We start from the raw sequence: 22,252 nt of genomic DNA on the forward strand, positions 1-22,252 counted from the left end.
CAGTATATCCGTACGTTCAGTTTTATTGAACATAATGATTTATTGAACATATCAGGTCGGAGCTGGTCGACTTGGAAGGTGTAGCGGTATCCGAGTCGCACTCACTGCCTCCTGCCATGACTCACCCCAAGGGTGCAGGTTGTGCGGCAGTCTGATGAGTTGCCGCAGCATCGTTGCCGCGGCCTCCTCGTTGCCTGTCTGAAACCTCGTCTGCAGTCGAGGGGTGGTCAGCACGCGCCGGGCCAGACGGACTGGTCTACTGCGCCAAAGCTTGTCGCTGCGCTTGGAGGTCAGGCCGAGCAGGCGCGAGGAACGACGAACCCAACAAGCCATGGTGGTTGGCGCCGTCGAGAGGTCGGCGGTCGCCACAACGGGAAGATCGCCTTGAGCGTCGCTCGACCGCCGCCTCGAGTTGGGTCATAACGAAGTAGCTGATGCCGATCATGTCGACGTTTCCGTCGCATCAGCGTGCAGCGGCGACCCACTCGACGAGGTCTCGGTGCCGCCGCGGCCAGGGCACCAGCAGTGACGAGTCCAGGCGCCGTCGGGCCAAGCAGTCGCGGTGCCAGCCGTGGTGGGTCGGGCGATGGTTGGGTGTGCTCATTTCGGGAACGCCAGGGCGATCAGCGTCGGCAAACTCGCGTCGATGTGCCCGCGGCGCAACAATCCGCGACAATGATCGGGTGCGTCTGATCGGGCGGCTCCGTCTGCTCATGGTGGGGCTGGTCGTCATCTGCGGGGCTTGCGCATGTGACCGCGTGTCGGCCGGCCGTTGGTCCGAGTCGCCGAGTGCGACCTCGTGGCCCGTCCGGCCGGTAAACACCACAACGCCATCCGGTCCTGTGCCGCCAGTCAGCGAGGCGGCGCGGGCAGCCGGGTTGGTCGATGTTCGCGGTGTTGTTCCCGATGCCGCCATCGACCTGCGCTACGCGACGGCGAACAATTTCACCGGCACACAGCTGTACCCGCCCGGGGCAAGATGCCTGGTGCACGAGTCCATGGCCGAGGGTCTCGCGGCCGCCGCGGCGGTGCTGCGCCCACACGGGCAGGTGCTGGTCTTCTGGGACTGCTATCGGCCCCACGACGTTCAGGTCAGGATGTTCGATGTGGTCCCCAACCCGGCCTGGGTGGCGCGGCCGGGCAAGTACGCGCATAGCCATGAGGCGGGGCGTTCGGTCGATGTGACGTTTGCCAGCGCTCAGCGGCAGTGCCCATCAGTGCGGCGATCCGGCGAATTGTGCCTGGCCGACATGGGCACCGACTTCGACGACTTTTCTTCGCGGGCGACAGCGTTTGCAACGCAGGGCGTCAGTGCTGAGGCCCAGGCCAACCGTGCCCACCTGCGAGCCGCCATGCAGGCCGGGGGGTTGACGGTGTACTCCGGTGAGTGGTGGCATTTCGACGGCCCCGGCGCCGGCGTCGATCGCCCGATTCTCGAAGTGCCAGTTGACTGACGTCTCATATAGTGAAATAAATGTCCACTATTTGGGCGCAGTGGCGGTAGGCTTTGAGCCGAACACCTCGACCATGGGACCGCACGGTGAACGACAAACGTCGGGCGATTTATACGCACGGATATCACGAGTCGGTGCTGCGCAGTCACCGGCGACGCACTGCGGAAAACTCCGCCGGCTACCTGCTGCCCTACTTGGTGCCGGGGTTGTCGGTGCTCGACGTCGGTTGCGGCCCCGGGACGATCACCGTCGACCTCGCCGCTCGGGTCGTGCCGGGATCCGTGACCGGCGTCGAGCCAACCGATGACGCCTTAAGCCTGGCCCGCGCCGAGGCCCAGCTGCACCGCCTGTCAAACATTTCGTTCACCACTTCCGACGTGCATAAGCTCGACTTCCCTGACGACGCGTTCGATGTCGTCCACGCACACCAGGTGCTGCAGCACGTCGCCGATCCGGTACGGGCACTACAGGAGATGAGGCGGGTGTGTACACCAGGCGGCATCGTCGCAGCTCGCGATGCCGACTATTCGGGGTTCATCTGGTTCCCGAAGCTTCCGGCGCTGGACCGGTGGTTGGACCTTTATGAACGGGCGGCTCGAGCCAACGGCGGCGAACCGGATGCCGGCCGGCGGCTGCTGTCCTGGGCCCGTGCGGCAGGATTCGACGACGTCACGCCGACGGCCAGTGTCTGGTGTTTCGCGACGGCCTCGGCCCGCGAATGGTGGGGCCTAGTGTGGGCCGACCGGATTCTGCAATCCGATCTGGCTCACCAGCTGGTGGATTCGGGTCTGGCCACTGCCGCGCAACTCGAGGAGATCTCCACGGCGTGGCGAGAGTGGGCCGCGGCCCCGGACGGTTGGCTGGCGATACCCCACGGTGAAATCCTTTGCCGGGCATAAACTCAGGCACACGCGCGAGGCTCGCGCGGTTGGTTGCCGACGACGGGCAGGACGTGGCCCGGCGAGATCAAATATCGTGCAGCCGAAGGAATTCACGCATCACCCGGTCGAATCGCGCCGGCTCTTCGATGAACGGCATGTGGGAACTGGACTCGAAGAATTCCAATCGCGAGCCCGCAATCCGGCCCTGCATTTCTCGCATGTGCTCAGGCGAACATTCGTCGAAACGGCCCACCACCAGCAAGGTCGGCACCGCGATGTCGGCCAACCGGTCGACGACGTCCCAGTCTCGAACATTCCCAACGATGCGAAAGTCGCTGGGCCCAAACATCGTCTCGAAGATCTCGGTTCCCATGTTGGCGAATGCTTCCGTGAGTTCCCGGGGCCAGGGGCGGGTGCGGCACAGATAAGTCTCGTTCCAGGTTCTGATCGCGGCCTGGTATTCGGCGGAATGGGTGGTGCCGGCCGCCTCGTGACGGTCAATTGCCGAGCGAGTTGCCACGTCCAAGCACGACTTCAAGCTGACCAGACTGGCCGAAAATTCGGGTATCGAAGCCGTGCTGTTCGCGATGGTCAGACTGACGGCGTCAGGCGCCTTGTCGAGCACGTACTGCTGTGCCAGCATCCCACCCCACGAATGGCTGAAGATGTGAAAGCGGGTAAGGGCAAGGGCTTCCGCCACGGTTGCCATCTCGGCCACTGAGCGGTTCATCGTCCAAAGGTCTACGTCTGACGGACATGCGGAATTTCCGCAACCGAGCTGGTCCCAGAAGATGACCTCCCGCTCATCAGACAACCGTCGCAGTGGGGCCAAGTAGTTGTGCGGCAAGCCCGGCCCACCGTGCACTACAAGCAGCGGACGACCAGGACCGCCACCAATCCGCTGGAACCAGACGCGTCCACCCGGGACCGCGATTGTCCCCTCCACTTGACCTCCGATTTCGGTTGACCAACAGACGCAGAATCGCACATTCGCCCCTTCGGGGGAGTGCGAGTTTGCGTCGCCTCGCCGGGCATGTCGGTCAGCGATGGCGCGGTCGAGACCAGACGGCCCGAGGCGGTTTGGGTGGATCGACAGTATCGGTCGCGCAGTTACCGGCGGACTCGGCTTCTGCTGGCCGGCCGGTCGGGTGTGCCCGTGCATACCGCTCTCGGCTTCACCGTGGCTGTGGCCGTGTGCACACCGGGTGAGACGCCCGGTTCGTGGTTGCGGCCAGCATCGTGCACCACAGCGCTGCGCCGGCCAACCGCGGTCGCTACCACGGAATCTGGTCGATGACCCCTGTAGTTGCTTCGGTGGTTGTGCCAATCATGGCTTCCTACGGCCCGATTCATGGTGCTCATCTCTTGGCCGCGGTGGTCGTGGGGTCGGCCGGTGCCGCGCTGTGCCTGCCGTTGGCGCGGGCCCTGCGCCGACCGACCCCCAGTGCAATGACGACGGATTGACGGTGCGGAGCCCGGGGATGTGCTGAGGGCACCAATGTGGTGAAAGTTGCACGCAAGCAGCACAATCGGAGCCCAGAATGGGCACTGGGCGCAGAACCCGAGCCGCAGAAGTAATGTGCTGGAGGGGTTACTGCAGCAACCACACCCCCGGGTGTCCTCCGATCGGGGGAAGGGGCTTTCGTCATCGTTTCAGGCCGATCGGAGGACGCCGGCACAGGTCAACGATCCTAACTTGAGTTAGTGACCACAGCGGCGGCCATCGCCCGCGAGGACCGGTTGCGTTACACCGGTCCGGAGCGCTGCTCGGGGGACGGACAAGTTCGAGCGGCCGGGGATCGCTATTCGACGGTGATCTGGCTGCTGGGCGGCAACTTGCTGGTGCGCTCGGCCGGATTCGGCTATCCGTTCCTAGCCTACCACGTGGCTGGACGAGGACATGGTGCGGGAGCGGTCGGCGCGGTCGTGGCGGCCTACGGCCTGGGTTGGGCGGTGGGGCAGCTGCTGTGTGGGTGGTTGGTGGACCGTGTCGGGGCGCGGGTGACGCTGGTATCCACCATGCTGGTGGCCGCCGCCGTGCTGGTGCTGATGGCCGGGCTACACACCGTGCCGGGATTGCTGGTTGGGGCCATGATCGCCGGCCTGGTTTGCGATGCCCCGCGTCCGGTGTTGGGTGCGGTGATCGCGGAGTTGGTTGCCGACCCACAGCGGCGGGCACAACTCGACGGCTGGCGATACGGTTGGGTGCTCAATATCGGTGCTGCGATCACCGGCGGGGTCGGCGGTGTGGTCGCGGGCTGGTTGGACACCCCGGTGTTGTACTGGATCAATGGCATCGGGTGTGCGATCTTCGCGGGGTTGGCAGGCCGCTGTATACCTGCCGATGTGTGCCGTAGGACCGAGTCCGGCCTTCGAGCTTGCACCGCCATGTCGAAAGTTGGCTATCGGCAGGCACTCTCGGACAAGCGCCTGGTCCTGTTGGCCGTCTCGGGTCTGGCAACGCTCACGACGCTGATGGGTTTCTTCGCGGCGGTACCGATGCTGATGAGCGCGAGTGGACTGGGTGTCGGGGCGTACGGCTGGGTGCAGTTGATCAACGCCCTAGCGGTTGTCGCGGTGACCCCGCTGTTGACGCCGTGGCTGAGCAAGCAGCTCGCACTTGGTCCACGGCCAGACATTCTGGCCGGCGCGGGAGTGTGGGTGACTCTTTGTATGGCGGCTGCCGGGCTCGCCCGCACCACGGTCGGTTTCAGTGTGGCCGCGGCTGCCTGCTCGCCGGGCGAGATTGCCTGGTTCGTGGTTGCCGCCGGCATCGTGCACCGGATCGCCCCTCCCGCGCACGGTGGGCGCTACCACGGGATCTGGTCGATGGCCGTCGCGGCGTCGTCGGTGGCCGCGCCTATCCTGGCTGCTTTCAACCTGGCTAATGGTGGGCGCCTAGTGCTGGCGGCCACCACGGTGACGGTTGGTTTCTTCGGGGCCGCTTTGTGCTTGCCGCTGGCTCGTGTTCTGGCAGCTGCCAGTTGCGGTCCGTTGAGCAGCAAGGAGCCGTCGCGTGACTCGTACCAGTGAAGGGTTGGCTGCGTTCGTGGTCGATCAGCTGGAGGAGCTGTATCGCCGGATGTGGGTGTTGCGACTGCTCGATATGGCGTTGGAGCAGTTGCGCATCGAAGGCCTGATCAACGGGCCGCTGCAGGGTGGCTTCGGCCAGGAAGCAGTAAGTGTCGGTGCCGCGGCGGCGCTGGGCGAAGGCGATGTCATCATCACCACCCATCGTCCGCATGCCCAACACGTTGGTACTGACGCTCCGCTGGGCCCGGTGATCGCCGACATGCTGGGTGCGACCGCAGGCGATCTAGAAGGCGCTGACGAGGATGCGCACATTGCCGATCCTCGGGCCGGGCTACCGGCTGCAATACGCGTGGTCAAGCAATCGCCGCTGTTGGCTATCGGACACGCCTACGCCCTGTGGCTGCGCGACACCGGACGGGTCACACTCTGCGTGACCCAAGACTGTGATGTTGATGCCGATGCCTTCAACGAGGCCGCGGACCTAGCGGCCGTGTGGCAACTTCCGGTGGTGATTCTCGTCGAAAACATTCGTGGTGCCCTAAGTGTGCACCTGGACAGGTACACGCACGAGCCTCGGGTTTATCGCCGGGCTGTGGCCTACGGAATGCCGGGGGTATCGGTGGACGGCAACGACGTCGAAGCGGTCCGTGACTGTGTGGCCAACGCGGTGGTTCGGGCTCGCGCTGGTGGCGGCCCCACGCTGGTCCAAGCCATCACCTACCGCACCACCGATTTCTCTGGATCTGACCGCGGCGGCTATCGCGACCTGGCCGGATCCGAGCAGTTTCTGGATCCGCTGATCTTCGCGAGAAGGCGGCTGATTGCTGCTGGCACGACCCGCGGTCGGCTCGACGAGCAGGAGCGGGCGGCATGCCAACAGGTGGCCGATGCCGTGGCGTTCGCCAAGGCCAGGGCGCGGCCCAACGGCGGTGGGCCAATCAGCCGACCAACATCCGGCTGGCACCAACAACCAAAGACCCGGTTCTGAGGCCTAGATGTACGTTGGCCGCGGACAACGCGGTCGGTACATGCCGTCGCGCCGCGGCCCCAGCTAGTCGAGCAGCCTCTGCCGCATCGCCTCGGCGACCGCGGCAGCTCGGTCGCTGACGCCGAGCTTCTCGTACAACCGTTGCACGTGGGTCTTTACCGTCGACGGCGCCACATATAGCTCGGCTGCGATCGCGGGGATGCTTTGACCGCACGCAATGCGATTGAGCACCTCGCGCTCGCGCGCGCTGAGCACCGGGGCCACGGGTGCCGCGCGCTGGCGAATCTCCCCGGCGAGGCCCCCGACCAGCGAGGGCGCCACCACGTCGCGGCCCTTCGCGCAATCGAGCACCGCCTTGACGATCTCGGTGCGAGTCGAATCCTTGAGCAGGAATCCGGCGGCGCCCTGTTGGAGTGCCTGGTAGACGATCGCCGGCTCGTCGTGCGCGGAAATAAGCAGCACCCGGGTTGGCAACTCGTAGCTGCGCACCGCCGCCGCAACCTGCGCGCCGTCCATGCCGGGCATGCGGTAGTCCAGCAATGCGACGTCGGGCAAATGGGCCTTGATCAACTCCAGGGCCGCGGCGCCGTCGTCGGCCTCGCCGACCACGTTCACCGAGCCACTCAACGAAAGCGCTCGCACAACGCCCTCGCGAAATAACGGGTGGTCGTCGCCGACCACCACGCGCACTTTCTCCGGCTGCGGATTGCTCATGGCGCGCCGACCATGGCGATGAGTTTAGCTGCTCGTCGGCAACCAGCCGCTGGCAGTCGCTGGACATTGATTTGCACTCCGACGTGCCCAGCTACGGCAACCTCGGACGTTTGGGCGGTCGCCATGAGTACGGTGTCCTAGTGGCAATGACCAGCTCGGCGGAACTGGACCGGGTTCGTTGGGCGCACCAGTTGCGCTCCTACCGAATTGCTTCGGTATTGCGGATCGGTGTCGTGGGGCTCATGGTCGCCGCGATGGTCGTTGGAACCAGCCGGTCCGAATGGCCACAGCAAATCGTGTTGATCGGCGTCTACGCGGTCGCTGCATTGTGGGCTCTGCTGTTAGCGTATTCGGCGTCCCGGCGATTCTTCGCTTTGCGACGCTTTCGCAGTATGGGCCGGTTGGAGCCATTTGCTTTCACCGCCGTCGACGTTTTGATATTGACGGGCTTTCAGCTGCTGTCCACCGACGGGATCTATCCGCTGCTGATCATGATCCTGCTGCCGGTCCTGGTGGGCCTTGACGTGTCGACGCGACGGGCGGCGGTGGTGCTGGCCTGTACGCTAGTCGGATTCGCAGTCGCGGTGCTGGGAGACCCCGTGATGCTGCGCGCGATTGGATGGCCCGAGACAATATTTCGGTTCGCGCTCTATGCGTTCCTGTGCGCCACGGCCTTGATGGTGGTTCGCATCGAGGAGCGGCATACCCGTTCGGTTGCCGGCCTGAGTGCGTTGCGGGCGGAACTGCTTGCCCAGACGATGACGGCCTCGGAGGTGCTGCAGCGGCGGATTGCGGAAGCCATTCACGATGGACCGCTGCAAGACGTGCTGGCCGCGCGTCAGGAGCTCATCGAGTTGGATGCCGTAACCCCCGGCGACGAGCGCGTCGGACGCGCGTTGGCCGGACTGCAGAGCGCGTCGGAGCGGCTGCGGCAGGCCACCTTCGAGCTGCATCCGGCAGTGCTTGAGCAAGTTGGGTTGGGGCCGGCGGTAAAACAGTTGGCGGCCTCTACCGCTCAGCGTTCGGGTATCAAGATCTCCACCGATATTGATTACCCAATACGTAGTGGGATCGACCCCATCGTTTTCGGTGTGGTTCGCGAACTGCTGTCCAACGTCGTGCGGCATTCCGGAGCTACCACCGCCTCGGTCAGGCTCGGAATCACCGACGAAAAATGCGTTTTGGATGTGGCCGACGATGGCGTGGGGGTCACCGGTGACACTATGGCGCGCCGCCTGGGTGAGGGACACATCGGTCTGGCTTCGCATCGGGCTCGGGTGGATGCCGCCGGCGGAGTTTTGGTTTTCCTGGCCACCCCCAGGGGGACCCATGTCTGCGTGGAACTACCACTGAAACGGTGAATGGCCGTTGTTGCCGGTCAACCGATGTGCCGGTGGCAGCGACGTGACCCCCGCGCAGGTCGAAAGCCTTGCTGGATCGATGGTTCCGCCGGTGCCCGCCATGGGCCCGGCCGGTCACGCCGGCCAGTCCGCAACCGGCTGTCCAGGGCCATCTCACGGGCAACGTCCTGGGAGGCGCTGGCAGCGGCCCGGTTCAGCCCACAAGCCGCCTGTCACAGAATGTAGTCCAGGCGGGTCGCCATTCCGGCGACCTGGTGATAGTTGTTGTGGCAGTGCATCACCCACACGCCAGGATTGTCGGCGACCAGGACGGCGCGCATCTTCTGCTTGGGCAGCACTATCACGGTGTCCTTGCGGGCGCCGGGGCTGCCGTCGGCCTTGATCATCTGAAAGGTATGGCCGTGTAGGTGGATTGGGTGATACATCATGGTGGTGTTATCGAACATCAGGGTTGGCCGTTGGCCTAGCCGCACGTGCAGTGGATTGGTCGTGCTGTAGGGTTCCCCGTTGATTGTCCAGTCGTACTTGGCCATGGTGCCGCCCAAGGTGACCGGGAGGTCGTGGGTGGGTTCGGGCCGGCCCAGGTTGGCAGTCGTTGCGGCGGTGAACATTTCCACGGTACCCACTCGCCAGTTGAGTTCATCCGGCCGAAACTGCGGGTCGGGTGGGCTGCCGGCGCCGGTAGACAGCAGCGCACGCGCCAGCGCGTTCTTGCCTTCCGCGAGTGCGACCAGGGGAAAGACGCCGCCAGCGGCGGTCACCATGACGTCGTAGCGTTCGGCCATGCCGATCAGCAGAGCGTCGACTTCGGTGGGAATCACTGGGTAACCGTCGGTGTGGGTGACCGTCATCGAATGCCCGGCCAGCGCGATGCGGAACGCGGTGTCGGCGGCGCTGTTGATGATGCGGATCCGGATTCGCTGGCCAGGCTTGGCCTTAAAAGACGTGGCCGCCACGGGGATTCGCCCGTTGATCAGATAGTACGGGTAGGCGATGTCCCCTCCGTCGCCGCCGAGCAGGTTGCTGTCAACGCCTTCGCCTTCGGGCATACCTGTTGTGTTTTGCATGGTGGGTTTGTTCGGGTCGGTCAGCTCGCCGTAGAGCTGTTGCGGGGACTTCCCGATGCCGTCCGTCCAATCGTCGAGGATGATGATCCATTCGGCGTCGTAGTGGCCTGGCTCAGTCGGATCGTCGACGACGACAGGCAGATATAGGCCGTGGTCGCCTTGAAGACCGACGTGCGGATGGGCCCAGTAGGTGCCCGGATCCGGCACGGAGAACCGGTACGTAAAGTCACCGCCGGGGCCGATGTTCGCAGTCGCGGGCTCGGTGCCATCCATATCGTTGCGCAGCGCGATGCCGTGCCAATGCACCGACGTCGGATCACCCAGACGGTTGGTCACCGAGACGACAATCTCATCCCCGACGGTGGCCCGGATCAGTGGTCCGGGGATGGTGTTGCCGTAGGTCAGCGTGCTGACGATCGGCCCACCCAGGTCGATCCTCGCCGGCTGGGGGGTCAGCGTGGCGGTAACCGTTCGCCCACTGTGCGGCCGGGCCGCCTCGGCCGCGTCGATTGCAGCGGTCATCCCGGCGGCGCCGGATGCCGTGGGCTTCGAGGCGCAAGCGGCTAGCGCAAAGCCGCTGGCGATGCCGGCGCCGAGGAAGCCGCGCCGGCTGAACCGCCTCTTGTCGAAGGCGTTACCGCTCGTGGCCAGCTCGGGCATCGATCGCTCCTCGTCTGGATTTGGTCTCGCTCTTCGTACCCTGCCCAGACATCGGGCAGTACGCAACGGTTGATGATCACCACGCCATCATCCGCCCTTACACCCTACCCCTATAGGGTATATAGTGGGCCACGTGGAAAGCGGGCACGTGGTGTGGATGCGATCGGCGATTGTCGCGGTCGCGCTGGGGGTGACGGTAGCCGCCGTCGCCGCTGCATGCTGGCTCCCCCAGCTCCACCGTCATGTGGCTCACCCAAACCACCCGTTGACGACGTCCGTAGGTAGCGAATTCGTCATCAACACCGACCACGGGCACCTGGTGGACAACTCGATGCCACCGTGCCCGGAACGGCTCGCGACGGCGGTGCTGCCGCGCTCCGCCACTCCGGTGTTACTACCAGACGTCGTGGCGGCTGCGCCCGGCATGACAGCCGCGCTTACCGACCCCGTCGCGCCGGCCGCGCGCGGTCCGCCGGCGGCGCAGGGATCCGTTCGCACCGGTCAAGACCTGTTGACCCGGTTCTGCCTGGCTCGTCGCTGAGGGGTCAGCGCCAGGCGGTGGTGGCCATTCGCCATCGCCGGTGACCGCTGACCCCCATCCAGTGCCGCGTGTGACTTCCGGCCCCGATGCAGAAGCGACGATCACTATGAACAACAACCTGCCGCTGGCAAATCCGGTAAACCCAACAAGCATCACCTCCAACCCGCAGATACTCCTGGCCAACCGGGCGCACCGCACCTTGGTGAGGTCGCGGCAGACCCGCGACCGGTACCGCCTCCTCCCGGAGGGATATCAAGTCACTCCTGGCCGGAATCGCCACCCGGGCACCATGGTTGGCAATACCCCGGTGCTTTGGATACCTGAGCTGTCGGGGACCTCAGACCCTGACCGTGGATTTTGGGCCAAGCTAGAAGGATTCAATCCCGGGGGTATGAAAGACCGCCCCGCGCTGTACATGGTCGAATGCGCGCGCGCCCGGGGCGATATCGCGCCCGGTGCCGCGATAGTCGAATCAACCGGTGGCACTCTGGGATTGGGCCTAGCCCTCGCTGGTAAGGTGTACCGGCACCCGGTCACCCTGGTCACCGACCCGGGGCTGGAACCCATCATCGCGCGCATGCTGACCGCCTACGGCGCCGGCGTCGATATGGTGACGCAGCCGCACCCGGTCGGCGGATGGCAACAGGCGCGCAAGGACCGGGTTGCGCAGCTGATGGCCGAATACCCCGGCGCGTGGAATCCGAACCAGTACGGCAACCCCGACAACGTCGGCGCCTACCGGTCGTTGGCGCTGGAGCTGGTCGCTCAGCTTGGCCGGATCGATGTCCTGGTGTGCTCGGTGGGGACGGGTGGACATTCAGCAGGTGTCGCCCGAGTGCTACGGGAGTTCAACCCGGACATGCGGTTGATCGGCGTGGACACCATCGGGTCCACGATCTTTGGGCAGCCCGCGTCGAACAGGCTGATGCGCGGGCTGGGCTCGAGTATTTATCCGCGCAATGTCGATTACCGTGCATTCGACGAAGTGCACTGGGTTGCTCCCCCCGAAGCCGTCTGGGCGTGCCGCTCCCTGGCCGCAACCCACTACGCCAGCGGCGGCTGGAGCGTCGGGGCGGTCGCCCTGGTAGCCGGCTGGGCAGCACGCAACTTGCCGGCGGACACCACGATTGCCGCGGTCTTTCCCGACGGCCCACAACGCTACTTCGACACCATCTACAACGACGCGTACTGCAACGAACACGAACTGCTAGGCGGACAACCTCCCACCGAGCCCGACGAGATTGCCTCGCCGCTAGACGCCGTCGTCACCCGATGGACACGCAGCACCACGGTGATCGATCCAACCCAGGTGGTGTCGTAATGGGAGCGCGCGCTATATTCCGCGGGTTCAACCGCCCGAGCCGGGTGTTGATGATCAACCAGTTCGGCATCAACATCGGCTTCTACATGCTGATGCCGTACCTGGCCGACTACCTAGCCGGGCCACTGGGGCTAGCCGCGTGGGCGGTGGGTCTGGTGATGGGCGTGCGCAATTTCTCCCAGCAGGGCATGTTCTTCGTGGGTGGCACGCTGGCCGATCGGTTCGGCTACAAGCCACTGATCATCGCCGGATGTCTGATCCGCACCGGCGGGTTTGCCTTGCTGGTGGTCGCCCAGTCGCTGCCCAGTGTGCTGATCGCCGCGGCTGCCACGGGCTTTGCCGGCGCGCTGTTCAATCCCGCGGTGCGCGGCTATCTCGCGGCCGAAGCCGGGGAACGCAAGATCGAAGCGTTCGCGATGTTCAACGTCTTCTACCAGTCGGGGATCCTGCTCGGCCCGCTGGTTGGATTAGTATTGCTGGCGCTGGATTTCCGGATCACGGTGCTGGCCGCCGCCGGTGTGTTCGGCCTACTCACCGTCGCGCAGCTGGTCGCACTGCCCCAACACCGGGCCGACTCGGAGCGCGAAAAAACATCGATCCTGCAGGACTGGCGGGTCGTCGTTCGCAACCGTCCGTTTCTGACGTTAGCCGCCGCCATGACCGGATGCTATGCGCTGTCGTTCCAGATCTATCTGGCTCTGCCCATGCAGGCGTCGATCCTCATGCCACGCAACCAATATCTCTTGATTGCGGCGATGTTCGCGGTATCGGGTCTGGTCGCCGTCGGCGGGCAGCTGCGCATCACCCGCTGGTTCGCCGTCAGATGGGGGGCCGAGCGCAGCCTGGTAGTCGGCGCGACGATTTTGGCGGCCTCGTTCATCCCGGTTGCAGTCATCCCAAACGGCCAGCGGTTCGGCGTCGCCGTTGCGGTCATGGCATTGGTGCTGTCGGCGAGTCTGCTGGCGGTTGCCTCGGCAGCGTTGTTTCCTTTCGAAATGCGTGCCGTGGTCGCACTGTCGGGCGACCGGCTGGTGGCGACCCACTACGGGTTCTACAGCACCATCGTGGGCGTCGGAGTCCTCGTCGGAAATCTGGCGATCGGATCGCTCATGAGCGCCGCGCGCCGCTTAAATACCGATGAAATTGTTTGGGGCGGATTGATTCTGGTGGGCATCGTTGCGGTGGCCGGGCTCCGTCGGTTGGACACATTCACCTCGGGTTCCCAGAACATGACCGGTCGGTGGGCTGCACCCCGGTGACCCGCGATCCACACAGCCCGGACTGCGGGCGCGAGGGCAGCTACCGCGACACCATCACCCGCCCGTTGACCGACCTACCGGTGGCCGGCTATCCGTTGGTGCCGCGGGTCGCGTCGCCCCGCTACCGGTGCACAACGCCGCAGTGCGGGCGTGCGGTATTCAATCAGGATCTCGCTAACGTCGACCAGTACCTCGTTGTCAATCAACTGGCGCACCAACTCATCGACGGTTCTTCCCTCATACCCGATGCTGACAAGAGATGGGATGCGCGACGACATGCCGACATGACGCACCATCTGACATCGAGCCTTAAGGAAAATCAAAGCTAATGCCGCCACCCCTCGGCGGCCTGTTCGTCGAAGGTGCGGTCAATGCGCTCGAACCTGCGGCGGATCGAAGCGCGCGAGGCCGCATGCGGAAGGACGTAGAGGCGGTTGGCCAGAATCGCATCGGCTGTTAGCTGGGCGATATCGTCGACGCCCAGGTTGTCGTCCTGCAGGGGGAGTGGACCGGGCGATCCCGTCGTTGAGGACTGCGCGCAAGCCGCGCCTCGGATTCGTTCAGAGTTGGCAACCAGATTGGTTTCGACGACCATCGGGCAGAGCACCGACACCCCAATGCCGTCGGCGGTGACCTCGCGGGCCAGCGTCTCCGCCAGACCGACAACCCCGTACTTGGCAACGCCGTATGCGCCGAGTCCGGCATTGGGCACCAGCCCGGCAAAGGACGCGGTGAACACCACATGCCCGCCCGTGCCCTGCTCAAGCAACCTCGGCAGGAACGCTTCGACCGTATGGATCGAGCCCCACAGGTCGACGTCGATCACCCAACGCCAGTCGTCGTGCGTCATCTCCACGATCGGACCGCCGACAACGATGCCGGCGTTGCTGAATACGACATCGACGTGGCCGAGCAGGCGGAAAGCCTCGTCCGCGAGGTGAGTGACCTCTTCTCGATGCCGGACGTCGCACATCACGCTGTGCACATCGAACCCCTCGGCACGCAGGTGGTTCACCGCCTGCCGAAGTCCCGGCTTGTCAACGTCCCCTAGCACGACTCTGGCTCCGCGGCGGGCGAACTCGGTGCCGGTAGCCAACCCGATGCCACTGGCACCGCCAGTGATGACCGCACCGCGCCCGGGAAACCCGTCCACAGCACGCAACCCTATTTCAGGCAGTCACCCGCGTCGACTGCGCCGGGCGAGCGTGATTCTGGCGACGCCACAGCGGCATGTTGCGTCGCGGTGTTCACAATCGGTTACAGCTGCGCTAGTCGCGGCGCAGATTCATGGTTGATCCGCAGGTGCAGTGTCGTGCAAGGTTGTCTCGACGATCCAGGTGCCACTGTGGAGGCAATCGATGACGACGGATGGCCGCACACCGGCGATCCTTGCAGCCCGAATTCGGCGGCCTCCGGCAAATATGGTGAAAGACCAGCTTCGGTGAGTACCGGCGACATTCATTCGTTGGTGATCGCTTCGGACTATCGGGTCCCTGATCCCGGTAGAGTGTGGCCGCTGCTGCAGCGCAACAAATCGGCTCTGGCCGACATCGGCGCACACCACGTTCTGATCTACGCGTCAACGCACGACTCTGGCCGTGTGCTGGTAATGATCGGAGTACGCAGTCGTGAGCCGATCGTGGAATTGCTCCGCTCACGGGTCTTCTTCGACTGGTTCGACGCCATGGGCGTCGACGATATCCCGGCGGTCTTCGCCGGCGAGATCGTCGACCGATTTGTCGCGGCGCCTACTACGACTCAGTCCACTCCACGGGTTCCTGGCGTTGTGGTGGCCGCGTTCGCGTCGGTGAACAACGTGTCCAACCTGACCGCCGAGGTCCGTTCTGCGATAGCCAGGTTTACCGCCGCGGGGATTCGAAAGACCTGGGTTTTCCAGGCTTTCGACGATGCGCACGAGGTTTTGATCCTGCAGGAGTTTGCCGATGAGGCGGGCGCGCGGCAGTGGATCGAGCATCCCGACGCCGCCGCCGAATGGATGAGCGGGGCGGGAGTGGGAGCCTACCCACCGCTGTTCGTCGGCCGGTTCTTCGACATGATGCGGATCGAGGCGCTGCAGTGAGCGCATCGCTGGGCACTCGGCCCGGCCCGGGTCAGCGACCTCACTGCGGCGCCATGGATCCCACGAGTTGGCCAAGCAGGCGGGGGATCTCGAGCCGCGGCAACACCACCTCGACGAGCACCATCCGGTCCCGCCGTGCTGCGGCGACGGTGAGGGCGTCGTCGAGTTGGCCATAGGTTTGGGCACGGAACGCGAGGTGATTGGTCACACCCAGCGCGCTGGGAAGCTCGGTCCAATTCCAGCTCACGATGTCGTTGTACGGGGCCGTCTCGCCGTGGATGGCCCGTTCGACCGTGTAACCATCGTTGTTGACCACCACGATGACCGGGGACAGCCCTTCGCGGGAGAACGTGCCGAGTTCCTGCACGGTCAATTGTGCGGCCCCGTCGCCGATCAACAGCACCGTACGGCGGTCCGGATGCGCAACCGCGGCCCCGACTGCCGCGGGCAGCGTGTAACCGATTGAGCCCCACAAGGGTTGGCCGATAAAGGTCACTCCTTGCGGCAACCGGTGGTCCGCCATGCCGTAGAACGACGTCCCCTGGTCGGCGAGCACCACGTTTCCGGGTGTGAGCGCTGAGCAAACCCGGTCCCACACCATCTGCTGGGTGAGCGGCTCATCGCGCGCCGGCATCGCCGGCGGCGGTTCGGCGGGCGGCGGTACCACCGGCGGCGAACTGATTCCGCGCCCGGTCAGGATGGTGGCCAGCGCCTGCAGCGCGGCACTCATTTCCAGTGGTGCGAACACCTGGTCGGCCACGCTGCTCTGGTATTGCCCGATGTCGATGGTCCGGGCCGGGTCGATCCGCTGGCTGAAGAAGCCGCTGACCATGTCGGTGAACACCACTCCGGCGGTCACCAGCACCGGCGCCCCTTCGATCGCGGCGCGCACCCGTTCGGCGCTGGCCGCGCCGGCGTAGATTCCCAGGAAGTTCGGCGAGCTCTCGTCGAGCAGGCTCTTCCCCCACATCAACGTGGCGTGCGGCACCACGTCGGCGGCCAACAGCGCCTCGAGTTCTTTGACGGCCTGCAGGCGATGAACCAACAGATCGGCGAGCACCGTCAACTGGTGGTCGGCAATGAGTTCGATGGCGGCCTTGGTGAACAGCGACAGCGCGCGCGGGCTGGTGCCGCCGGGGTAGCGGGGCAACGGCGCAGCGGGCGGTTCAGTGGGGAAGCGTGCTACGTCGCTGGACAGCAATATATATCCTGGACGCTTCTGCTCCCGTACCTCGGACAGCACCCGATCTATTTCTCTACCGGCCGTTGCCGGCATGAGATTGGCTTGGGCACAGGTGATTTCACGGCTGATCCGGAGAAAGTGCTCGAAGTCGCCGTCGCCGAGGGAATGATGCAATGCCCGGCGAGTGCCCTGGGCGTCTTTGGTCGGGCCGCCAACAATGTGCACCACTGGCACATGCTCGGCGTAACTGCCCGCGATCGCATTGGTCACCGAGAGCTCGCCGACCCCGAATGTCGTTACCACCGCTGACATCCCACGCAGCCGCCCGTACCCGTCGGCGGCATACCCGGCATTCAGTTCGTTGGCGCTGCCCACCCACCGGATGGTCGGGTGGGCCACGATGTGGTCGAGGAATTGCAGGTTGTAGTCGCCGGGAACGCCGAAGATCTCAGAGACGCCGAGTTCGGCGAGCCGGTCGAGTAGGTAGTCGCCGACGGTGTAGACGGGATCGCTGCAGGCATCGCTCTTCTGGGGTGTCACGAAGACGACCGTACGCCGGATTGCGGCTATTCCCGACTGGACGCCGATTCGCTATCGTGCGGCCATGGCCATCAAGGAGTCGCGCGACATAGTTATCGAAGCAAGTCCCGAGGAGATCCTGGATGTCATTGCCGACTTCGAAGCGATGACCGAATGGTCGCCAGCCCATCAGAGCGTCGAAATACTCGAGACCGGAGACGACGGGCGGCCCAGCAAGGTGAAGATGAAAGTCAAGACCGCCGGCATCACCGACGAGCAGGTGGTGGCCTATAGCTGGACCGACAGATCAGTGCGGTGGACGCTGGTCAGCTCCACCCAGCAGCGCTCGCAGGATGGAAAGTACGAGTTGACACCCAAGGGCGACAACACCCTGGTCCAGTTTGAGATCACCGTCGACCCGCAGGTGCCACTGCCCGGCTTCGTGCTGAAACGTGCGATCAAAGGGACGATCGACACGGCCACCGAGGCGTTGCGCAGCCAGGTGTTGAAAGTGAAGAAGGGTCAATAGTCGCGGTGACGACCGGGGGGCCCCTGGCCGGGGTGAAGGTCATCGAACTCGGTGGTATCGGACCGGGGCCGCACGCCGGGATGGTGCTCGCCGACCTGGGTGCTGACGTGGTGCGGGTGCGCCGCCCGGGTGGCCTGACGATGCCGTCCGAAGACCGCGACCTGCTGCACCGTGGGAAGCGGATCGTCGACCTGGACGTCAAAACGCAACCGCAGGCGATGCTGGAGCTGGCCGCCAAGGCCGATGTGCTGCTGGACTGTTTCCGGCCCGGCACTTGCGAGCGCCTCGGCATCGGACCCGACGACTGTGCGTCGGTCAATCCGCGACTGATCTTCGCCCGCATTACCGGTTGGGGACAGGATGGCCCGTTGGCCTCGACGGCGGGTCACGACATCAACTACCTGTCGCAGACCGGTGCGCTGGCGGCGTTTGGCTACGCCGACCGGCCTCCGATGCCGCCGCTAAACCTGGTTGCCGACTTCGGCGGCGGCTCGATGCTGGTGCTGCTGGGCATTGTGGTGGCCCTCTACGAACGGGAACGTTCGGGTGTGGGTCAGGTCGTCGATGCTGCGATGGTCGACGGGGTTAGCGTGTTGGCGCAGATGATGTGGACCATGAAGGGGATTGGCAGCCTGCGCGACCAGCGCGAATCTTTCCTGCTCGACGGCGGCGCCCCGTTCTACCGCTGCTACGAAACGTCCGACGGCAAGTACATGGCCGTTGGGGCAATCGAGCCGCAGTTCTTCGCGGCGTTGCTGAGCGGGCTCGGCTTGTCGGCCGCTGACGTGCCGACTCAGCTCGATGTGGCCGGCTACCCGCAGATGTATGACATCTTCGCCGAGCGATTTGCCAGCCGAACCCGCGACGAGTGGACGCGGGTTTTCGCCGGCACTGACGCATGTGTTACGCCGGTGCTGGCGTGGAGCGAAGCCGCCAACAACGATCATTTGAAGGCACGATCGACGGTGATCACCGCCCATGGTGTCCAGCAGGCCGCGCCCGCTCCCCGATTTTCCCGGACACCGGCCGGGCCGGTCAGGCCGCCGCCGGCCGCAGCCACACCGATCGACGAAATCAACTGGTAACCACGGTGGCTGCCGAACACCGCCCACCAACGGCGCGGCGTTGCTAGCGTGAACGTCAGTGGCCGTAAAAGCATCGCGGGAATTTGTCATCGACGCGCCTTCCAGAAGTGGTGATGGAGGCGCTGGCAGATGTCGGCGTCCTGGCTTCGTGGTCACCGCTGCACAAACAGGTGGAAGTGATCGACTACTACCCGGATGGCCGGCCGCACCATGTGAGGGCAACCGTCAAGATTCTGGGGCTCGTCGACAAAGAGGTCCTCGAATATCACTGGGGCCCGGACTGGGTGTGCTGGGATGCCGATCAGACCTTCCAGCAACATGGACAGCACATCGAGTACACCGTGAAACCTGAGGGTGTCGATAGGGCCCGGGTGCGCTTCGACATCACCGTCGAGCCGGCGGGACCGATCCCCGGCTTCATCGTCAAGCGGGCAAGTGAGCATGTGTTGGATGCCGCGGCGAAAGGGCTGCAGAAGTTGATCGCGGGTGCCGGCGATCAAGGAAACGCGAAATCGTGACGATGTGACGGGTCCGCGTAGCGGATCGTGATTGCTAATTTGGTAGCAGTGGCTATCCGAGCATCGCGCGAAGTCGTCATCGAAGCGCCTCCGGAAGTGATCGTGGAGGCGCTCGCCGACATGGACGCTGTGCCGTCTTGGTCTTCAGTGCACAAACGGGTCGAAGTCGTCGACACTTACTCCGACGGTCGACCACATCACGTGAAGGTCACCATCAAGGTGGCGGGCATCGTCGACACGGAGTTACTGGAGTATCACTGGGGACCCGACTGGGTGGTGTGGGATGCCGCCAAGACCGCGCAGCAACACGGCCAGCACGGCGAGTACAACCTGCGCCGTGAGGATAACGACAAGACCCGAGTGCGATTCACCCTCACGGTCGAACCCTCGGCGCCCCTGCCGGCGTTTTGGGTCAACATTGCCCGCAAGAAGATCCTCCATGCGGCGACGGAAGGACTGCGAAAGCAGGTGGTGGGGCGCCGACGGTTCACGTCGGGCTAGGTAGCGGGTCGCTCGGCGAGCACGCTCAGTCGCCTGATTGCCTCGTCGAGGGTGTCGTCTCGTTTGCAGAAGGTGAAGCGCACCAGGTGGTTCCACACATCGGCTTGTTGTGAGGCCTGTCCTGCGGCGGGGTCGCAGAACGCCGACATCGGGATGGCGGCCACCCCGACTTTCTCCGGTAGCGCCGCACAGAATTCGGTGCTGTCGTCATAACCCAACGGGCGCGGGTCGGCGCATAGGAAGTACGTGCCGTAGCTGTCGTGCACTGCGAAGCCGATCTCCGTCAGGCCCGCTGCCAGCCGGTCGCGCCGGGCCCGCAACGAGTTCCGAAGGGCCGCCACCCAGGCGTCTTCGGTGTCTAGCGCGAGGGCGACCGCAGGCTGAAACGGTGCGCCGCCCACATAGCTCAGGTACTGTTTTGCGGCGCGCACCCCGGCGATGAGTTCGGCTGGGCCGCAAGCCCATCCGATTTTCCAGCCGGTGCAGTTGAACATCTTGGCCGCACTGGAAATGGTGATCGTGCGCTCGGCCATGCCGTCGAAACCCGCCAGCGGCAGGTGTCTGGCGTGGTCAAACACTAGGTGCTCGTACACCTCGTCGGTGATCACCACAAGGTTCGCCGCCACCGCGATCTCGGCGATGGCTGCGAGTTCCGTCGCGCTCAGCACCGCACCGGTCGGATTGTGCGGCGAGTTAATGATCAGCGCCCGAGTTCGCGGGGTCACCGCGCGTCGCAGCGCGTCGGCGTCTAGGGCGAAGCCGCGGCCATCGGGCACCAGCGGTACGGTCACGCGGTGGGCGCCGGCCATCGCCACCACCGGCGAGTAGGAGTCGTAGAACGGCTCGATCAGCAACACCTCCGAGCCCGGTTCGACCAGTCCGAGCACCGCTGCGGCGATGGCCTCGGTGGCTCCGACCGTGACCAGCACCTCGGTCTCGGGGTCGTAGTCGACGCCGAAATGGCGCCGCCGCTGGGCGGCGATGGCCCGCCGTAGCGGAGCGCTTCCAGGGCCGGGCGGGTACTGGTTGACGCCGCCGGCGATGGCGTCTTGGGCGGCCTGCAGCATCTTCGGCGGGCCGTCCTCGTCGGGAAAGCCCTGTCCCAGGTTGACCGCGCCGATACGGGTGGCCAGCGCGGACATTTCGGCGAACACCGTGGTCGCATACGGCCGCAGCCGCGACACCGTCATGGCGGTCGAGCCTATCCGGGCGACGATGCGCGCCGCAGCGATACCTTGCCCAACCAACAGGTTGGCCGGGGGCCCTGTTAGGGTGCCGGTACGGGACCTAGTCTTGAAGAAGGATCCAAACCCCCTTTTGTGGAATTTGTGGAACAGGAAATCGACATGTCCGAAGAAGCCTTCATCTACGAGGCCATCCGCACCCCGCGCGGCAAACAAAAGAACGGATCGTTGCACGAAGTCAAGCCATTGAGCCTGGTCGTCGGCCTGATCGACGAGCTGCGCAAGCGCCATCCCGACCTCGACGAGAACCTGATCAGCGACGTCATCTTGGGCTGCGTCTCACCGGTGGGCGACCAGGGCGGCGACATCGCCCGCGCCGCAGTGCTGGCATCGGGCATGCCGGTCACCTCCGGCGGTGTGCAGCTCAACCGGTTCTGCGCGTCCGGCCTGGAGGCCGTCAACACCGCCGCGCAGAAGGTGCGTTCGGGCTGGGATGACCTGGTGCTGGCCGGCGGCGTGGAGTCGATGAGCCGGGTGCCGATGGGCTCCGACGGCGGCGCTATGGGCCTGGACCCGGCGACCAACTACGACGTCATGTTCGTCCCGCAGAGCATCGGCGCCGACCTGATCGCCACCATCGAGGGCTTCTCCCGCGAAGACGTCGACGCCTACGCGCTACGCAGCCAGCAAAAGGCCGCCGAGGCGTGGTCGGGCGGCTACTTCGCCAAGTCGGTGGTGCCGGTGCGCGACCAGAACGGCCTGCTGATCCTCGATCATGACGAACACATGCGGCCGGACACCACCAAGGAGGGTCTGGCCAAGCTGAAGCCGGCCTTCGAAGGCCTGGCCGCGCTGGGCGGTTTCGACGACGTGGCGCTGCAGAAGTACCACTGGGTGGAAAAGATCAACCACGTACACACCGGCGGCAACAGCTCGGGGATCGTCGACGGTGCCGCGCTGGTGATGATCGGTTCCGCGGCCGCCGGCAAGTTGCAGGGCCTGACTCCGCGGGCGCGCATCGTCGCCACCGCCACCAGCGGCGCCGACCCGGTGATCATGCTCACCGGCCCCACCCCGGCCACCCGCAAGGTGCTCGACCGCGCCGGGCTGACCGTCGACGACATCGACCTGTTCGAGCTCAACGAGGCGTTCGCGTCGGTGGTGCTGAAGTTCCAGAAGGACCTCAACATTCCCGACGAGAAGCTCAACGTCAACGGTGGCGCCATCGCGATGGGCCACCCGCTGGGTGCCACCGGCGCGATGATCCTGGGCACCATGGTCGACGAACTGGAGCGCCGCAACGCCCGACGTGCACTCATCACGCTGTGCATCGGGGGCGGCATGGGTGTCGCGACGATCATCGAGAGGGTTTAA

The 22,252-nt window shown here is 65.1% G+C and carries 21 protein-coding genes and 1 other annotated feature; of the genes, 15 read left to right on the plus strand and 6 right to left on the minus strand.

Annotated features, from left to right (window positions below):
* Positions 1–683 precede the first annotated feature (683 nt).
* Positions 684–1,454: a lipoprotein LpqR gene (gene lpqR / locus Rv0838; protein ID NP_215353.1), complete on the plus strand. Its 771-nt coding sequence runs from the start codon at positions 684–686 to the stop codon at positions 1,452–1,454.
* A gap of 86 nt (positions 1,455–1,540) precedes the next feature.
* Positions 1,541–2,353, plus strand: coding sequence for a hypothetical protein (locus tag Rv0839; protein ID NP_215354.1), 813 nt, complete (start codon positions 1,541–1,543; stop codon positions 2,351–2,353).
* Between the two features lie 67 nt (positions 2,354–2,420).
* Here Rv0839 and pip read toward each other — a convergent pair whose 3' ends face one another.
* Entirely contained in the window at positions 2,421–3,281 is an 861-nt protein-coding gene (gene pip, locus Rv0840c) for a proline iminopeptidase (RefSeq protein NP_215355.1), read from the minus strand.
* Between the two features lie 275 nt (positions 3,282–3,556).
* On the opposite strand from pip, the gene Rv0841 reads away from it, so the two are divergent.
* The 3 genes from Rv0841 to Rv0843 all read left to right on the plus strand — a co-directional run bounded on the left by Rv0841 (position 3,557) and on the right by Rv0843 (position 6,356).
* Positions 3,557–3,799: a transmembrane protein gene (locus Rv0841; protein YP_177634.1), complete on the plus strand. Its 243-nt coding sequence runs from the start codon at positions 3,557–3,559 to the stop codon at positions 3,797–3,799.
* Between the two features lie 276 nt (positions 3,800–4,075).
* On the plus strand, positions 4,076–5,368 hold the full coding sequence (locus Rv0842; protein ID NP_215357.1) for an integral membrane protein: 1,293 nt from the start codon (positions 4,076–4,078) through the stop codon (positions 5,366–5,368).
* Complete coding sequence (locus Rv0843) at positions 5,352–6,356, plus strand: dehydrogenase (RefSeq protein ID NP_215358.1); 1,005 nt, start codon at positions 5,352–5,354, stop codon at positions 6,354–6,356. The genes Rv0842 and Rv0843 overlap by 17 nt, the downstream gene beginning before the upstream one ends.
* Before the next feature lie 63 nt (positions 6,357–6,419).
* Here the strand turns inward: Rv0843 and narL are convergent, their stop codons facing one another.
* Positions 6,420–7,070 carry a nitrate/nitrite response transcriptional regulator NarL gene (gene narL, locus Rv0844c; RefSeq protein NP_215359.1) on the minus strand — a complete coding sequence of 217 codons (651 nt, stop codon included), beginning with the start codon at positions 7,068–7,070 and terminating at the stop codon, positions 6,420–6,422.
* Between the two features lie 83 nt (positions 7,071–7,153).
* Here narL and Rv0845 point away from each other — a divergent pair, with 83 nt between their 5' ends.
* Entirely contained in the window at positions 7,154–8,431 is a 1,278-nt protein-coding gene (locus Rv0845; protein ID NP_215360.1) for a sensor histidine kinase NarS, read from the plus strand.
* A 212-nt stretch (positions 8,432–8,643) separates the two neighbouring features.
* Here Rv0845 and Rv0846c read toward each other — a convergent pair whose 3' ends face one another.
* Entirely contained in the window at positions 8,644–10,158 is a 1,515-nt protein-coding gene (locus Rv0846c) for an oxidase (RefSeq protein NP_215361.1), read from the minus strand.
* Between the two features lie 148 nt (positions 10,159–10,306).
* Between Rv0846c and lpqS the strand changes: the two genes are divergently transcribed.
* The 3 genes from lpqS to Rv0849 all read left to right on the plus strand — a co-directional run bounded on the left by lpqS (position 10,307) and on the right by Rv0849 (position 13,279).
* A complete protein-coding gene (gene lpqS, locus Rv0847; RefSeq protein NP_215362.1) occupies positions 10,307–10,699 on the plus strand; it encodes a lipoprotein LpqS in 393 nt (130 codons plus the stop codon).
* A gap of 202 nt (positions 10,700–10,901) precedes the next feature.
* The gene (gene cysK2, locus Rv0848) at positions 10,902–12,020 is read left to right on the plus strand and encodes a cysteine synthase CysK (RefSeq protein YP_177762.1); all 1,119 of its coding nucleotides are present in this window, start codon (positions 10,902–10,904) and stop codon (positions 12,018–12,020) included.
* The gene (locus Rv0849; protein NP_215364.1) at positions 12,020–13,279 is read left to right on the plus strand and encodes an MFS-type transporter; all 1,260 of its coding nucleotides are present in this window, start codon (positions 12,020–12,022) and stop codon (positions 13,277–13,279) included. The genes cysK2 and Rv0849 overlap by 1 nt, the downstream gene beginning before the upstream one ends.
* Positions 13,275–13,605: a mobile genetic element (IS1606', len: 331 nt. Insertion sequence IS1606'), on the plus strand. Its footprint overlaps the gene before it by 5 nt.
* Here Rv0849 and Rv0851c read toward each other — a convergent pair.
* On the minus strand, positions 13,605–14,432 hold the full coding sequence (locus Rv0851c; protein NP_215366.1) for a short-chain type dehydrogenase/reductase: 828 nt from the start codon (positions 14,430–14,432) through the stop codon (positions 13,605–13,607). Its footprint overlaps the feature before it by 1 nt.
* Before the next feature lie 288 nt (positions 14,433–14,720).
* On the opposite strand from Rv0851c, the gene Rv0852 reads away from it, so the two are divergent.
* Positions 14,721–15,359, plus strand: coding sequence for a hypothetical protein (locus Rv0852; RefSeq protein ID NP_215367.2), 639 nt, complete (start codon positions 14,721–14,723; stop codon positions 15,357–15,359).
* A 40-nt stretch (positions 15,360–15,399) separates the two neighbouring features.
* Here Rv0852 and pdc read toward each other — a convergent pair whose 3' ends face one another.
* Positions 15,400–17,082 (minus strand): alpha-keto-acid decarboxylase, encoded by a 1,683-nt coding sequence (gene pdc, locus Rv0853c; RefSeq protein ID NP_215368.1) that lies wholly within the window; start codon positions 17,080–17,082, stop codon positions 15,400–15,402.
* Positions 17,083–17,146: 64 nt separating this feature from the next.
* Here pdc and Rv0854 point away from each other — a divergent pair, with 64 nt between their 5' ends.
* The 4 genes from Rv0854 (at position 17,147) to Rv0857 (ending at position 19,694) form a co-directional block, all read left to right on the plus strand.
* A complete protein-coding gene (locus tag Rv0854; RefSeq protein NP_215369.1) occupies positions 17,147–17,590 on the plus strand; it encodes a hypothetical protein in 444 nt (147 codons plus the stop codon).
* 5 nt (positions 17,591–17,595) lie between these two features.
* Positions 17,596–18,675, plus strand: a complete 1,080-nt coding sequence (gene far / locus Rv0855; protein ID NP_215370.1) for a fatty-acid-CoA racemase — start codon at positions 17,596–17,598, stop codon at positions 18,673–18,675.
* A gap of 113 nt (positions 18,676–18,788) precedes the next feature.
* Entirely contained in the window at positions 18,789–19,193 is a 405-nt protein-coding gene (locus Rv0856; RefSeq protein NP_215371.1) for a hypothetical protein, read from the plus strand.
* A gap of 27 nt (positions 19,194–19,220) precedes the next feature.
* Positions 19,221–19,694, plus strand: a complete 474-nt coding sequence (locus Rv0857; protein ID NP_215372.2) for a hypothetical protein — start codon at positions 19,221–19,223, stop codon at positions 19,692–19,694.
* On the opposite strand, the gene dapC is transcribed toward Rv0857, so the two are convergent.
* Entirely contained in the window at positions 19,691–20,884 is a 1,194-nt protein-coding gene (gene dapC / locus Rv0858c; protein ID NP_215373.1) for an N-succinyldiaminopimelate aminotransferase DapC, read from the minus strand. The two genes, Rv0857 and dapC, sit on opposite strands and share 4 nt — an antisense overlap.
* A gap of 156 nt (positions 20,885–21,040) precedes the next feature.
* Between dapC and Rv0859 the strand changes: the two genes are divergently transcribed.
* On the plus strand, positions 21,041–22,252 hold the full coding sequence (locus tag Rv0859) for an acyltransferase (RefSeq protein NP_215374.1): 1,212 nt from the start codon (positions 21,041–21,043) through the stop codon (positions 22,250–22,252).

Origin of the sequence: Mycobacterium tuberculosis H37Rv (assembly GCF_000195955.2) — a bacterium.
Classification (GTDB): Bacteria; Actinomycetota; Actinomycetes; order Mycobacteriales; family Mycobacteriaceae; genus Mycobacterium; species Mycobacterium tuberculosis.

Bases quoted from the DNA above. Each gene is read 5' to 3' on its own strand.
- narL (NP_215359.1), bottom strand. From the start codon at position 7,070: ATGAGCAATCCGCAGCCGGAGAAAGTGCGCGTGGTGGTCGGCGACGAC.
- Rv0846c (NP_215361.1), bottom strand. From the start codon at position 10,158: ATGCCCGAGCTGGCCACGAGCGGTAACGCCTTCGACAAGAGGCGGTTC.
- Rv0849 (NP_215364.1), top strand. From the start codon at position 12,020: ATGGGAGCGCGCGCTATATTCCGCGGGTTCAACCGCCCGAGCCGGGTG.
- Rv0854 (NP_215369.1), top strand. From the start codon at position 17,147: ATGGCCATCAAGGAGTCGCGCGACATAGTTATCGAAGCAAGTCCCGAG.
- Rv0856 (NP_215371.1), top strand. From the start codon at position 18,789: ATGGAGGCGCTGGCAGATGTCGGCGTCCTGGCTTCGTGGTCACCGCTG.
- dapC (NP_215373.1), bottom strand. From the start codon at position 20,884: ATGACGGTGTCGCGGCTGCGGCCGTATGCGACCACGGTGTTCGCCGAA.
- Rv0859 (NP_215374.1), top strand. From the start codon at position 21,041: ATGTCCGAAGAAGCCTTCATCTACGAGGCCATCCGCACCCCGCGCGGC.